We start from the raw sequence: 15,877 nt of genomic DNA on the forward strand, positions 1-15,877 counted from the left end.
CGCTAGGCTCTACAGCGCCTGAACCACTTCCTCACCGCATAGGTGACTTAGAAAACACGTCAGCAGCAGGTGGCTTGAAAGTGTATCTTCCTCACCGCATAGGTGACTTAGAAAACAAATACAGTCCTACTTAGCACTAGCTAACACTTCCTCACCGCATAGGTGACTTAGAAATGATTCTGATTTTGTTCTTGATCAGGCTCACACTTCCTCACCGCATAGGTGACTTAGAAAGTTACCCAAAAGAGAGATAGCATCTTTGGATTCTTCCTCACCGCATAGGTGACTTAGAAATCTAGGGCTTCTTGAGATAAGCCACCCCAATACTTCCTCACCGCATAGGTGACTTAGAAAATGACGATAACGAGCTAGCTGTTGATGTTGTCCTTCCTCACCGCATAGGTGACTTAGAAACTAGTCGGCGGTGTTGGTTGTCCATTTGTTGTCTTCCTCACCGCATAGGTGACTTAGAAAATCAAATCAGTGGTTCGGTTCATGGGGTTATACTTCCTCACCGCATAGGTGACTTAGAAATATATAGGCGACCTGATGGTGGTCTATTGATACTTCCTCACCGCATAGGTGACTTAGAAAGTGAATAAAATGTGTGGCGGTATTAAAGGCGCCTTCCTCACCGCATAGGTGACTTAGAAACTTGACACCCTCGAAGGAGCCGCATACCAAATCTTCCTCACCGCATAGGTGACTTAGAAACTAATTTTAGATAATAAAAAACCCCAATTAAGCTTCCTCACCGCATAGGTGACTTAGAAACCGCCAAAAATGGCGGGGTTAGTTGAGGGTTACTTCCTCACCGCATAGGTGACTTAGAAACATATCTGTTTGTTTCATTTCGCCAAGCCCTTCTTCCTCACCGCATAGGTGACTTAGAAATTGACCAATCGCCAGGGCGAATATCTTTTGACCTTCCTCACCGCATAGGTGACTTAGAAAATAACAATCAATGTCGTCGGCTGTTTCAAGGTCTTCCTCACCGCATAGGTGACTTAGAAAACGTCCGCGCCTGTCTGCTCAAAAACACTGTTCTTCCTCACCGCATAGGTGACTTAGAAAAGTTATATGGAGAAGGACGGCAAAAGGCTCAACTTCCTCACCGCATAGGTGACTTAGAAAGTTGACGGCCAATATCGCAAAATCTTTATGACCTTCCTCACCGCATAGGTGACTTAGAAAGTCGGGATCATAAGTGGTCGAGCACCTACGCCCTTCCTCACCGCATAGGTGACTTAGAAAACACTCAAGCGAATATCTGTGACGCGTGGGTCCTTCCTCACCGCATAGGTGACTTAGAAACATTAAAAAAGGGTATCCTGTAAATAGAAAGCCTTCCTCACCGCATAGGTGACTTAGAAATCGCGGCGGTTGCCGGTGGTGTCTTTGACGTTCTTCCTCACCGCATAGGTGACTTAGAAAGCTTGACGACGTTGCCCCACGCGGAGACTGGTCTTCCTCACCGCATAGGTGACTTAGAAAGCCATCGCTTGCGCCATTGCCTAAACTACCGCCTTCCTCACCGCATAGGTGACTTAGAAATGTGGCGATAGCGTCCACGAATAAATCGTGCACTTCCTCACCGCATAGGTGACTTAGAAAAAGGTTTGCTGCACATTGCTTGTCAGTGAGTGCTTCCTCATCGCATAGGTGACTTAGAAAAAATAACTTTGCTAGCGACCCATCATACCAATCTTCCTCACCGCATAGGTGACTTAGAAATTAATCTCAGTCTGCTCTAATACAGCGTCGCGCTTCCTCACCGCATAGGTGACTTAGAAAACGAGCACAGCGTTTCTCATCAATCCATACGGCTTCCTCACCGCATAGGTGACTTAGAAAGCTAGCTGGACGCCTCAGCAAGACGGTTGGAACTTCCTCACCGCATAGGTGACTTAGAAAACAATCACAGATGGTCGCTGCAAATGGCTTTGCTTCCTCACCGCATAGGTGACTTAGAAATGTCATAAACTCTTCTTGATCAAGCATCAAATCTTCCTCACCGCATAGGTGACTTAGAAATAGATAAAGCATTACTGGGTAGTCCATGGGTACTTCCTCACCGCATAGGTGACTTAGAAATCAAACACCCTCTTAGGTACGTCTATTGCGCTCTTCCTCACCGCATAGGTGACTTAGAAAAATTCCGTGTGTACTCTAACAAGTATGATGAACTTCCTCACCGCATAGGTGACTTAGAAAATGAGCGCTTAACTTCGTTGCGAACGTCTGTGCTTCCTCACCGCATAGGTGACTTAGAAAAAAAGAATGTTTCGTCAGCAACGATATCTCGACTTCCTCACCGCATAGGTGACTTAGAAATCAGACAGTCAAAGCTCAAGTTATGGTTAATACTTCCTCACCGCATAGGTGACTTAGAAAGTAGAAGTCTTTTATCTTGATTTCATCGACGACTTCCTCACCGCATAGGTGACTTAGAACGTGATCTATTACAAGCAAATCAAGTAGAGCACATTCATCACCGCATCATCAATTTATCAAATTTGTCTCTACGATTACTTCAATATAGTACCGTCTTATTTTTCATAGTAAACCACTGAGACTATTTAATGACTGCTAAGGTTTAGTAGTTGATATTTGTTTATATCTCTGTTAGATTTTAACTCGATACATAATGTATCGTTTTATATATAACTGTGTTTAAACAATGGCAAACCTTCCAGTGGTTGCACATCACATTGTTATAGCAGTTGTATTAATCGTACTTCATTCCTGCTAAGGATAGCAATTATGAACAACCATTCAATCAGTTCACTCTTATAAACCAAACCTCTTCAGGCACCGATCAAATAGTATTAACTTAAGCTATAAAGCCCTAGTGGTGTGTGTTTAATGTATGAGTACGCTTTAATATCGAGAATAATTCGAGTCATATATATCGCTATAAATATGCTAGGCATTAGCCCTAATGCTCTATCTAAGAAATGGTTAGATATTAGTAACCCTTTACGCTATGGCATAAGGTGCTTTTGTTTATTCGACATTCATGACGATACTCCACCGTCTAAATAGCAACTACGAAGAAGATCCTAGAAATTTTTATCACGTAATAACCAGACTAAATTCTGCTTATTAGAAGCATTATCTTATTCACAAAGTATAATTTTACAGCGTATTTTTCCATGGAAGGAAATTGAAACTATGAGCATTTTTGCTATTTTTTTGTCTTTATCACTTTTGATATATTTTGCCTATAGAGGTGTCAGTGTATTAGTCTTAGCGCCCTTACTCGCTATCTTAGCTGTTGTTTTAAGTGGTGATAGCAGTCAAACCATGGGGATTTATACTGAAGTATTTATGCAGGGGCTTGGTGGCTTTGCTGTGAAATATTTCCCGCTATTTATCTTAGGTGCGATTTTTGGCAAGTTGATGGAAGACTCTGGTTACGCCTATAGCATCGCACGCAATATAGTGGATAAACTGGGAGACAAACATGCTTTGTTAGCCGTAGTCTTAGCATGTTCAATCTTGACTTATGGAGGTGTATCAGCCTTTGTCGTTACTTTCGCAATATATCCCATTGCTGCCGCCTTATTTAAGCAGACGAACATACCTAAAAGACTAATACCTGGAGCCATTTGTATTGGCGCTCTAACCTTGACCATGACGGCATTGCCAGGTTCACCTGCCATTCATAATGTTATACCGATGCCTTATTTTGAAACCGATGCATTTGCAGCTCCCGGTTTAGGCATTATTGCCTCAATAGTCATGCTAGGCGGAGGTATGTTGTGGATGAATCGTCAAACGCGTATTGCAAGTGCAAATAATGAAGGTTATGGAAATCATACGTTAAATGAAAAAGAGCCTCACTCAGGTATCGACATACCCAATTTTTGGCTCGCATTATCGCCTATTCTCATTGTGATAATAGGCAACTATGTTTTTTCAAAAATCATAATACCCTTATGGAACAACAGTTACTTAGCTGACGAAAAGTTTGGTAGTGTAGCGTTAAGTTCAGTTATTGGCATTTGGGCCATTATTTTATCGTTGTTCTTAGCTTGTATGTTTGTTATTGCTTCGAGTTTCAAAAGAATAGATAGTGTGGCAGAAAGTTTAAACAAAGGTGCTACCGGGTCTTTACTGCCTATTTTTAATACAGCTTCAGAAGTAGGCTATGGTTCTGTGATTGCAACTCTTGCAGGTTTCGCGATTATCAAACAGTCTCTCATGGGCATTTCACCTGGAAACCCTCTCATATCAGAAGCAATTATGGTTAACGTTTTAGCAGGTATTACTGGGTCAGCTTCAGGTGGTTTGGGTATAGCGTTAGAAATTATGGGTGCAAGCTATATGCAATTGGCTGAACAATATAATATTGACCCCGAATTAATGCATCGTATTGCTTCTTTGGCTTCCGGCGGTTTGGATTCATTACCACATAATGGGGCAATAATAACAATGCTAACTATTTGTGGTTTGACTCATAGAGAGTCTTATAAAGATATATTTGCGACTGCTGTGGTCATTCCTTTAATTGCTCTTGTCCTAGTGATTATACTCGGCACTCTGTTTGGTTCTTTTTAAAAAGAAAGGTCACTATCTACACTATGGAAGGGGGGATTACTACTGCAGTCTTAGTCTTGCATCATAAAAATTAAATAAAAATAGCTTCTGAATTGGGCGCTATTTTTATGAGTCCTTACTGAACTCATTGATCACATTTATAAATATTCACAGTTAGACACCAGAATCACTACCGCTTCATTGACTACTTTTCTTTTTATACTCTATAAGCATACATCACCATAAGGGCTCAATGATTGGTCCTGTATATAGTTTTGAGCAGATAACGGTTTCACTATTTTGATAGCATGCCCACCACAACCTCATCCCAAAATACTTTCCAATCTAAATTCACATCATTCTCAAAAACTGATTATCCAAATCCAAGATTAAAGTTAAATGTATAGCAAACCTCAATAAGGGCGAATACTCGTAATTGGAGACTTCAATGTTGCTGTTTTTCTTTGAATTCTTTTTGCTGTTCGGGTTATGTATACCTAGACTAATAATATTATCTGGTTTATACGTTTCGAATTTTAAGTCAGAATAGCCTGATAGCTCTTTTTTAAATAGTGAAATTATCTCTTCATTACCTCTTACAAGCCAGTACTTATCTCCTATAAGTTCAGCCCCAAGCTTTATAAAATCTATTGCTACATCCATATCTTTTATAGAGAAGTTGATACTAGGACGCGAAGTGCTCATTTTAGAAGCCGCAACCATAATAAACTGATTCCATTGTTCATTTTTTTGGTCTCTAACTGTAGTAGCGTTCGTAAAGAACTGACTTAAGATCTTCTGTTCACGACCACTCTTCAGTAATGATGGGGTTAACTTAATAGTATCTGTTTCAGCGAAAAACCGCTTTTGACCTCTTGTAGATAGAATGCCATGAATTCGCATAGCGTTATCAAAATACTGCTGTGCATGTAACCTATTAATATCGTATTTTGCAGCTACGTTATCAACATTTTTATCCTCTACTATATCTTCTAAAAACCCAATAACCCTTCGTAGACCATACTGCTGTAATAGTCTGTTTCTACTATTATCTTGTGCATTCTCTACTACTGCATTATTGCGATTTTCTTGGATAGCAAACTGCTTTGGACTTCTATAATCTTTATTCAATACTTGTCGATACAATAGTTTTCGTATCTTTTGCAGATCTATGTTGTTGGTATCACCTTTATATCCATTCTCTTTTAATTGCTTTTTATCTATACCAGTAATATTTTTAAATGTGCTATAAGGCAATCGAATACTAGCTTGACTAAGACTATAAGACGCCATTAGCCATGCGGTATGATTGTAATATTCGAAACCTCTATCAGGTGATAAGTGTCCAAAAAGATGAGCGCAGCTATACCACAAATCTGAACCACAAGTATTTTCACCCATTAATCCCTTTTTAATACGTTCAATATCCTCTTCATTGTAGTCAGTCATACTCATTACTAAGTCAGGATGACCTTGCATTACTAATGCTAGATTAGTCATCGCTGTATGCCTAAATCCATGAAACGTCATACCTATATGATCAGATCCTCCTATATCTTTATGCAATAGCTTGAGCAGCTTGATTGGAACATGATCAGCAAGAGGTATATGTGAGGATGACAGTGTAAAAATAAAACGCTGATCATTCTTCGTCCTGTTAATAGAAATAAACTTAATAAACAAAGCCAATTCAGATGGCTTTAACAGTGCAAATAGCGGTACCTCTCTGATGCTTTTGTCTGTTTTTATTGAACGATAATGATTTGGACGTATCATAACTGACGGTTTGTCACGCTGCATTCCCTCGATATCGGCATATTTAAGACCTAAGATCTCTTTTTTACGCATGCCAGTACGATACGCGATAGTGAATAAAATAGTGAGCATATCGGCTTCAACAATATCAATACCAATACGTATTTGTTCTATAAGTGCTGAAAATAGTTGTGGAGAAAACCATTCAGAGCGAATTTTACGCTGCGATGACGTAAGAGGTACTTTAACCTTTGGGAATCCATATTCTACTTCAGCAAACTTATGTATTGCTTGTAGACGTTTTGCCGGGTAACTTAAATCTTTGACAGCCATATCATCAAGTATTTCATCATATAGCTCTTCGAAATATTCAGTTGTCCAACTCTCAAGCGGTTGGTCTTTGGTAAACGTTAGCCATTCATAACCTATAGCGGTTATATATTTGCTGATAGACTCATTATTAATTCCCTTTTTTTCTACAAGAGATAATACCCAACGTATTAATATTTTATAGCTCAAACTTGAAGAGTCATGCGATATTTTTAATAGTTCGTCGATTATGTTGCTTTGAGACTTGGACTTATTCTGATGCTCATACTTTTTATGTAGTATATTTTTAAGCGCTTTAATAAGATCAAGCTCATCATCTGCCTGACGGCGAGAGGGTTTCTTTTCATCTTCATCATTGGAAGCAATGATTTCAAGATCCAAAAACTCTTTGTTCTCATATACTTTTTGAATAGGCTGGTACTTCTGATGAAGTAATCGTTCAAACGATTTTTTTGTGAGTCCAACGGTATCCTGCTTGCCTTTCATAACGGTTACTAATGCCTGATCTACATTCACATCAGGTAGCATCTCCCAAATATAACTGCTATTAGAGAGCATGAATGCCAACGTTGGTGTCTTGATACTCTGCTTAACTAGCAGTGGAGTTAAAGTGGTTTTTAATATACTTTCAATATTCGTTTCAGTCAGCGTTTCGTGTATCAGCTCATCAAGCGCTGATATCATCCTAGCTTTACTATGGCAGTCATTTAACCGTATCAACCAACACCGTGTGACGGGGTCTAAAACAATCTGCTGATTGCAATACAAGTTATTAGTAATATACTCGTTACCATATTTTCTGTTCTTATAGTGTCCATGACTAATAATATTGAAATTTATAAAAGGCTGGCGTTTTGTCGGTTCTCTAATAGTATTTATGTAGCTTACAAGCGTCTTTTTATCATTGATTCCTCCATATATCATTGCTGAGAATATTAGCCACCCTATAGCTTGGGTTTCCGTATAACAATCCGTATCTAACCAATGGCGATCAACAACTGTCAAAATACTACTCACTTTCTTACCATTTTTAATCCAGTCAGATTCAACACTTAAGGTATTGACCTTAGCTTTAACTGCTTTTGGAGGCATTGGGTATGCAGTCGTTTGGGTCTGAAAATTATTATTTTGGTAAGCGATAAATTCATTCAGCAGTGTATAGGCCTGTGTTAAAGGATATCCTTGATAGCAGTAGGCAGGGATACTCGACGTCATCTGACTATAAAACACTTCCAGGTTTGTATTGGTTATTCGCTGGCCTTTAGTTATTGAACACATTTTGGCCCTATCGAACAAAGTATCCCAATTCTCTTGAAACATTAGTAGTAGGCTACGTTTATTTAACTCTAAAGGTGTTAGCCGACTCTCTGAATCAATTAATTGATAACCTGTAGATAATTTGATGAAAAATTTATCAGTAATTCGTCCGTTTGAATTTATCCAAACGCTAGGTTCTGTGGTTTGAATATCAGACATGTTAATCAGCTCTCAGTTGTTTTAAGCGCTCTTCTACGATAGAGGCTAATGATTTTATGCCAATAGATTGTGCAATAATTTCAAGAGTAGGACCTACTTTATGGATCTGCTGCTTAGAGATTGAAGAATACTTGTTCAACGCCTCTTGATCACGCTTTTCGTGGCCAATAATTGCATTGATCAGCGGTATTGGGGTGCTGAGTCTCTCTAGCTGAGTACGCACAAAATGCCGAACCCAATAGGGATCAATATCTAGCTCATGAGGCGTCGCTTTAGTAATATCTCCACGTTTAATGGGATTTAACTGGTGCATAGACTCTAAAAGATTAATAACTGTTGATTCAATATTATCATCTAGCGTCTCAGTGATAAGATTAGATAACTCTCTATTTTCAATAAAGGTCATCCTGAATGTTCGTAAGAAAATTTTGTAGTCTATTATTAGTTGTTTGGCACTTGCACATAGAGGTATTAATCGATCTGTCTTACTACTACGATTAGGCTTGTCATCTACGATCAACCAGCCCATTTCTTCATCTATTTGATTGACTGAACCTGGAATACCGTTATTAGCTCGAATACCCGTGGACAAACAAATGGCATACCATGTATAGATACTATATCGATTAAACAGCTCAAATGCTGTTTCACTGTTAGAAACCCATAACGTTAAATCTAAGACTAGGTTTTTGACATGTTTAATGTTGAGCACCTGCATGCTACCTGTAGAGAAATGTGGTACTGGCTTATCAAAGTAGCCAAGATTGTAAGTTGACCCTGCATTTAATGAGATCAAACAATCTTTATAAACAGAAACGATGTCATCGTTTGAATGGCTACTGTAATAAATTGCAGGTGCGATAGAGGCAGGCGTACGGCAAATTAAATCTGCATAATGCTCATTACCTGATGGTGTGAATCGTCGGATATACATATGTAATATTTTTGATATGCGAGTATCAGTAAGATAAACAATCTCCAGCTGACTTTTCATGGCTTTAATAAACTCTTTTACCTTCTCCATCGTTAGCTCTGACGCACTAACCTCTGCTAACTTGCAGGTCAAACCTATAGGTAGTGGTAGATAAATGAGATCTGACTTATTTTCAAAACAAGAAGTCTTAAGCTCTGCCCTATCACTCACGCCTAACCTATGCATAATAAATATCTGCTCGTTATCGTACTCAAGCAATGTGCTTTTACTGAAAAAATCAGGAATCAATAATGTTTTGATAGGTAAACCAGTGATCAAAGAAAAAAGCAGGAGAGCTGCTACCGGTTGTTCGCTGTAGGTTACTAAATGATTAAACACTGCCTGACAGCTCATTTTTGAAAGATAGCGAACATTAGTAGCAAGCTCAAAATCATGCGCTGCCATGTAGGTTTGCTGTACCGATTCATCATAGTTATGAAGTGGTGCGATACGTTTAGAGAGATCAGGCTGTGAATAGCTGAAAAAATAATCTGAATTATAAGAATCTACCAACTCTTCAACAGAAACACTTTCCTCAGAAAGAGATGGTTTTTCACAAAAAGGTATTAATTCTATTGGATTATTATCAATAGGATCAGACACGTTGTTAGTATGGAAAAACCCATAAAAATGAGGCTGCGCGTTAACGGGCATAGGTTCAGCTTTAAGATTTTGCCAAGGCTTGTCTTTTATTTTGTCAGGTTTATCTGACTTAGAGTTGCTATTATCACTCGTCCCTGCTTGCTCTTTGTCTTTTTTTTGCTCTTTGTCTTTTTTACTACTTCGTTTATGTTTTCTTTCAGGATAGTAGGCCCATTCTATTATTTGGTAGATTTGCTCTATCTGACGCGCACGTTTCCTATAGTTGTTAGTATCGTTTTGTTCCCACCGTGCATTCGCTAATACTTCAGCACGCTCATTAAGGTCATCTATTAAAGCTTGTAAATATTGCGAGTCAAACTCTAGCCTTGAGAGTGGTAATATAGTTTGAAAAAATTCATGACTCCAAAACCACTGATAGTCTGCAGTTTGTGTATATCCATATATTTTAAATTTCTTTAATATGCTCTTGGCTTGTACTGGGTTTAGATGAATGTGTGATAACACACTAAGATAAATGGCGAACCCTAACCATTCTCTAATCAGCGCATAGTTAGTATTATAGTCAGTTAAATCTTCAAAATTGTGTTTAATAAGGGCCAATAACCAGTGAATATCTGCTCTCTTATGATTTCTTCTGGGTCTATCATAATTTGGAAGAGTAGAAACTAAAGCGTTGAAGTCTAAGCACTGATGAGTGTTCGAATGGTAATGATAAAAGATAGATTTAATCAGCTTGGGCTCATCTATGTTGTCGTACGAAATATCATGCGGTAGCAACTGCTGTATTGCAAAATCGATTTCAACTTCATTCATCGTACGACTCCTCTAAAGGAGTTTTTTTGCGCGAATTGTAGTAACCAGCTTCTGATAATCCAATTAAGTTGATAAATACCTTTGTCGTTAATTTCAAACTGTTAAACAACCTCATACAATCATCCTCAGACAGCTGCCTCTTTAATTGCTGATAACAGTTAACTAAATTTAATACACCTCTATACCTGATAATAAAAAATACTATCTCATTAAGAGCGTAGTATTTAATTTGAGAGTCAGTTAACTTTTTGCTGACGCTAAAATTTAATTCGGATTCATAGATACTGATATCTTGTATATCGGTAGTGAGACAATAATTCAGAATAAAAAAATTGTCGTAGAATAAATATCCTCTACTACCTTGCTTTTCCACTTGAAACACTTGCGAACACTGAATTCGAGTCCAAAATTCAATATCGCTCTTTAACATGTAAGGCAAAATGAGGTGATTAAATATTTTATAGTAGCCAATATTAGCTTTATGAACATTTAGCTCTTTTTGCTTTATATCGTTTAGGTAAGTCTTTTTCATAAATAGTGAAATCCAATCATACTTACTGAAATCTTATATAATTTAATCTACTATTATCTACAAAAATTGCAAGCAATTATTGGAAAATATTAAGCAATTTCAGTAACTTATACCAAAATATATCAGAATATATCAAAATATACCTATTTCATCTGAGCTGAATTTCTACACTGCATACTTAAGAAGAAATGATAACTATCCTGCCATTAGAGGGTTGGCGTAGCTGGTACTATCGATAAACGCAAAAAGCTACGAGTCATATAGAGTCGTAGCTTTTATATCAAATTATTTTTTAGAAAGAATAGATTACCAAAAAATTACTATAGTCAGTCCAATATCAAAAAGTTACAGTGGGACTGGGGTGAGTTTTTTCTAGCCTTTGTCGGCATAGGCACAGCAAGCCAGAAAAATTTATTAAATAATAGATTGGTAAGCTTTTATACTAGACAGTGGCAATTAACGTAAATACGTCCGTAGTAAATGTACCGTCTGCTTGTATATTAAAATAACTTTTCACTTCCTGACCAATATTCTGTTGTAGTTCGCGTATAGCAGTAACATAGTGATTTGGTGTACGCATACGGGTTATCCAGCTGTTAAATTCTAACTTGAGTTTATGGGTTTTTGTTTGACTGACATTAAAGCCTGATTGATAGAACATCTGTTGCCATTCGCTGCTTGAGTAGTCACGCACATGGCTATTATCACGTAATACCTCTATCGTCTGTAAAAAAGTATCACAGAGCGGACTTGCTGGTGCAATGATGTCTATCATCATTACCTTTCCGTTAGGCTTACATACGCGGCGCATTTCGCGTAAAGCGAGGGGTACATCCTGCCAATGATGTGCAGAAAAACGGCTAATCACAACATCAAAATAATTATCAGCAAAAGGTAATGACTCTGCAATGCCTTTAACAGTTATAATATTATCCAAGTGTTTTTGTTTAGCTGAATCAGCGACAATTTTCAACATATCCTCAGACAAATCGTAAGCGGTAACTTGTTGAGCAAAGGGTGCAGTATAAAAACTGATGTGCCCAGCACCACTACCTAAATCCAGTACGTAGGGACTGTCAAATTGTTGTACCAAATTTTCTGCCTCAATAAATTCCTGTCCAAAAGCATGTACACTACTTTTTAGATACATTTCAGCTTGTGAACCAAATTGCTCATTTACCAAATGGTTATGAGTTTTAGACTCAACCTTTGGCTGCTTTTTGTTTGTGGTATTCATAATGCATTGCTCTTATAAGGTAGTTTATTTTAAAGAAAGTTAAGAAATTAGGTAGCACTCTATTAACTATCTAATAGGCATTAACTGCTAGAACAAATATTAATATATATGATACTATTTGGAATTAATAGTGACTTTTTAAGTAATTATTCATAACTAATAGTTTTTAATAATCACTAGGTTTTAAGACAATTCGCTGATCATTTTTTTAGAATTATATAGCTAGAACCTAAAAAAATAAGGACAAAGCCTAGAGGCTGATAACTGCATATTGTACCGATAACCAATATAAGAAACTGGCTATATGTCACGATATTCTACTATGTAATTTCATAGCCATTTTTAACTAGCACCTCATAAATTTCTAGAACTTCGTGTAGAATCTTTATAACCATAGTGTCATCTTTCATTATTTGCCATAGTCTACTAGAGCTTTTCCAATTGAAAGGCTCAAAATTGGCTTTAGCTGGCAACCAGCTAGAACTTTTAAAATACTTATTGTCGATATTTTTGTTTAGTAACTGGTTTGTTCTATCTTTATTTTCATTTGCAAATCCAGAATTTCTAAACTTTAGTGGTCAACTAATTTAGGACACCTGATAAGAGGTTTTGATTAAAGTAACGTCTTTCTTTTTCAGCTGCCAGTAAATAATTGTTGACGCTATGGGGTCTCACCGTTGGTAGTAGGCCCATATATAATCGCTAATAGCACTTGACGCTTCAGCTATATTCTCATAGCCACTCCTTGGCATCTATTCTGTTTTAAGGCTTCTAAGGAAGCGCTCAGTGGGTGCGTTATCCCAACAATTACCACGACGGCTCATACTTTGTGTCATACCCTCACAATCAGCTATCGCGTCAGAAAATTTCTCACTGGTGTAGTGGGACCCTTGGTCAGAATGAAACAGCACACCGCTTGGTTTCAATCTAGTGTGATACGCCATCTGTAGCGCTGATCTAGTTAAGAGATTGTTGGGAGAGTCAGATATACTTGGACTGACTCACATGCATTTTAAACGTATTGAGCTGAACAAATATTTTCTTCTGGGGAGCTATATTTATACGGTGTACAGATCAGTAGGTCAGGATAAAATTTCCACAGAACAAACAAGAATGATATGGTAGCCACACAGAATGGCAAAGTGAGTACAGGTAAACCGAGCGGTACCAAAACACTAGCCAGTCCCAAAGAAACCATTGCCGACCATATAGCGGCCGCCATCGAGATGAGTACAGATTTAATAGAGAATAGATGGACTATAGCACCGACAACAAGCGCGGTTAAAACGACGTTATAACCTATGACACCACTAAGAATTACTGCATTGTCGAAACCAACAAACAGTGCAATCAACACAAAAACTGCGGCACCCAGCACTGCGCAGATAGCAGAAACCGGTGAAAAAATAACGGTAATGAAGAACAAAAGTATTGATGAATCAACATCCCCTACAAAAAATACCTGTCCAAATGTAACAAAAGTGGCTTCAATCATCTCAGTGGGGTCAATATGGTCGCCATCACTAAAATGCAATGAACCACCCTTTATAAAATCTGGATATAACATCAACAGCATAGCTATCAGAGAAAATACTGCAAAATTATATGGTAGTGTAAAAAAAGGAAGTCCGGTTTTATTTGAAAACCAAAAACCCAGTCGTTTGATGATTAAAATATTAAAATACGATAATAAACAAACAAGCATGATGAAAACAATATAGTAGTACCTTTCTTCCGAAAACTTTACAGCCAAAACGGATAGCGCAAAACCAATCAGCGTGCCTCCAAATCCATATATGCCATTTCTAATGTCTGTTATCGAAAAGCCAGATCTTATAGCCAGAAAAGTTGTCATACAACAACCAATTAACCCCATAATCCCCAAGTATGGATAATGCATAGTTATAACAATTATTATTAATAACCCTGAGACAGGATTATTAATAAAAACAACCTGACTAATACCTCTTAATACACTATTGAAAAAGTCTAGTCCTCCCAGTGGAGTGAGCCTGTCATTAAGCCAAGCCATAGAGCCACTAAATAACAAAAAATGGGAAAGCCATATTTTCAGAGCATACAAAATTGCATGCTTAATATTTTTCATCACACAACACCCAGATCAGGCTGTAACTAAGTCAGCTATCAGTAAGAGGAACACTTTAGGAATAAATCTTGCCCTTATGCTCATCAGAGTATTAAATTTACAGCCTCTCTTGGATGCGCCATACGGACCTCATACTCAGGTATATGAGCAATTGATCGCACTTCTTTTTTAAGACATGTACTCTTTTGAATATCAATAACAACTAATGCCGCACGACCTTCAACCAGGTCAAATTTTGCAGGACTTGAATTGATATTTATTTTTCCTGATAAGGTAATTTTTATCGATAACGACCTTGTCTGGCCAACCATTATTTTCTATCGTTTTTCAAAACAACTGGTAGCGGGATCTTCATTGCAGTGTTCTGATAACATAAAGTCTAAAGTAGTACCGAACTTATCGATGGCTCGATAGTAGTAACACCATACTCCTTTGACTTTGATATATGTTCCATTAATTCTCCAATAAACAGGTAAACTTTTCGACACAACCTATAATTTAGCTGATATGAAAGAACAGAATCGAGCCTGACTGGACCCTGTTCTTTTTTGTTCTAGTACTTAGTTTAGTTCCTTGAGGGAAACTTGTTCCCATACTTCAATGGCTGCTGCTAAATCTTCTAGCGAGGTGCCAACAGATTTAAAAACCGTAATTTCAGCGTCATTAGCACGGCCTATTTTTTCCCCTCTAGTGAGTTCAAAAAGGTCGGCTTTTATGTCTGAGAAGGAGATAAAATTTTCATTGATAGCATTGATTATATCGCCAGCTTCGTTTTTAGCGCCTTCATATGTATCAACAAAAATACTGGCTCGAGCCATGGCGTTACCATCTGATTCGCGCATATCAGATCGAAATGAGCCTACAAGGTCTAAGTGTGTACCGGGTTTCAACCATTCTCCTTTGATCAATGCTGTACTGGAGAATGTTGCACAACTAATAATATCAGCATGCTTAGAAGCCTCTTCTAACTCATCTACTAAGCGTATATTAAATTTGTTTTCGTAACGCTCTATTAGCTGTTTTGCCTCGTCTTTGTTATAGCCCCAAACTAGCACTTGTTCAAAGTCGAAGATGGACGAGTGTGCTTCGAGCAGCATTGAGGCCACTTTACCTGAACCCACAAGCAGTAAGGTTTTTGAATTCTTACGAGCCAGCATTTTGGCCGCCAACGCAGAAGCTGCAGCAGTGCGCCTTCTCGTTAATTCATTGCCATCGATGCAAGCTAAAGGTGAACCATGTTGACCCTCACTCAATAGATAAACACCGGATATCGCAGGGAGATTATGGGCGGTATTTTGAGGAAACACATTAATGACTTTAACGCCTATGTAACCATGATTTTCCCATGCGGGCATGATTAACATTGTTGCTTCGCCGTCTGGTCTCATCATTTCATGATGATGCCTTTTAGGGGAAGTCACACCCTCAACAAAGGTTCGTCGTAGCCGTTCTATCATTGTCGGCCAAGTTAACGCTGAGGCAACTTGTTCTGCAGAAATCATTTTCATA

At 38.0% G+C, this 15,877-nt stretch carries 7 protein-coding genes, 1 pseudogene and 1 CRISPR repeat array (1 of these 9 cut by a window edge); of the genes and pseudogenes, 1 reads left to right on the forward strand and 7 read right to left on the reverse strand.

What is annotated here, in order from left to right; translation table 11 throughout:
- Positions 1–2,454: a CRISPR direct-repeat array (repeat unit 28 nt; unit sequence CTTCCTCACCGCATAGGTGACTTAGAAA); it begins 1,354 nt to the left of the window's first position.
- 720 nt (positions 2,455–3,174) lie between these two features.
- Positions 3,175–4,563 (forward strand): GntP family permease, encoded by a 1,389-nt coding sequence (locus ACHEVO_RS02975; RefSeq protein ID WP_394123833.1) that lies wholly within the window; start codon positions 3,175–3,177, stop codon positions 4,561–4,563.
- 330 nt (positions 4,564–4,893) lie between these two features.
- On the opposite strand, the gene ACHEVO_RS02980 is transcribed toward ACHEVO_RS02975, so the two are convergent.
- The 7 genes and pseudogenes from ACHEVO_RS02980 to ACHEVO_RS03010 all read right to left on the reverse strand — a co-directional run bounded on the left by ACHEVO_RS02980 (position 4,894) and on the right by ACHEVO_RS03010 (position 15,876).
- On the reverse strand, positions 4,894–8,103 hold the full coding sequence (locus ACHEVO_RS02980) for a tyrosine-type recombinase/integrase (protein ID WP_394123834.1): 3,210 nt from the start codon (positions 8,101–8,103) through the stop codon (positions 4,894–4,896).
- Between the two features lies 1 nt (position 8,104).
- The gene (locus ACHEVO_RS02985) at positions 8,105–10,492 is read right to left on the reverse strand and encodes a hypothetical protein (RefSeq protein ID WP_394123835.1); all 2,388 of its coding nucleotides are present in this window, start codon (positions 10,490–10,492) and stop codon (positions 8,105–8,107) included.
- 974 nt (positions 10,493–11,466) lie between these two features.
- Entirely contained in the window at positions 11,467–12,261 is a 795-nt protein-coding gene (locus tag ACHEVO_RS02990; RefSeq protein WP_394123836.1) for a class I SAM-dependent methyltransferase, read from the reverse strand.
- A 1,012-nt stretch (positions 12,262–13,273) separates the two neighbouring features.
- A complete protein-coding gene (locus ACHEVO_RS02995; RefSeq protein ID WP_394123837.1) occupies positions 13,274–14,368 on the reverse strand; it encodes an urea transporter in 1,095 nt (364 codons plus the stop codon).
- 83 nt (positions 14,369–14,451) lie between these two features.
- Positions 14,452–14,679 carry a hypothetical protein gene (locus ACHEVO_RS03000; protein ID WP_394123922.1) on the reverse strand — a complete coding sequence of 76 codons (228 nt, stop codon included), beginning with the start codon at positions 14,677–14,679 and terminating at the stop codon, positions 14,452–14,454.
- Positions 14,645–14,832: pseudogene (locus ACHEVO_RS03005) on the reverse strand (DDE-type integrase/transposase/recombinase); the annotation flags it as partial. The gene ACHEVO_RS03000 and the pseudogene ACHEVO_RS03005, both read right to left, overlap by 35 nt.
- 96 nt (positions 14,833–14,928) lie before the next feature.
- Positions 14,929–15,876 (reverse strand): ornithine cyclodeaminase family protein, encoded by a 948-nt coding sequence (locus ACHEVO_RS03010; protein WP_394123838.1) that lies wholly within the window; start codon positions 15,874–15,876, stop codon positions 14,929–14,931.
- Position 15,877: the final 1 nt, after the last annotated feature.

It is taken from the genome of Psychrobacter nivimaris (assembly GCF_043419765.1).
Lineage (GTDB): Bacteria > Pseudomonadota > Gammaproteobacteria > Pseudomonadales > Moraxellaceae > Psychrobacter.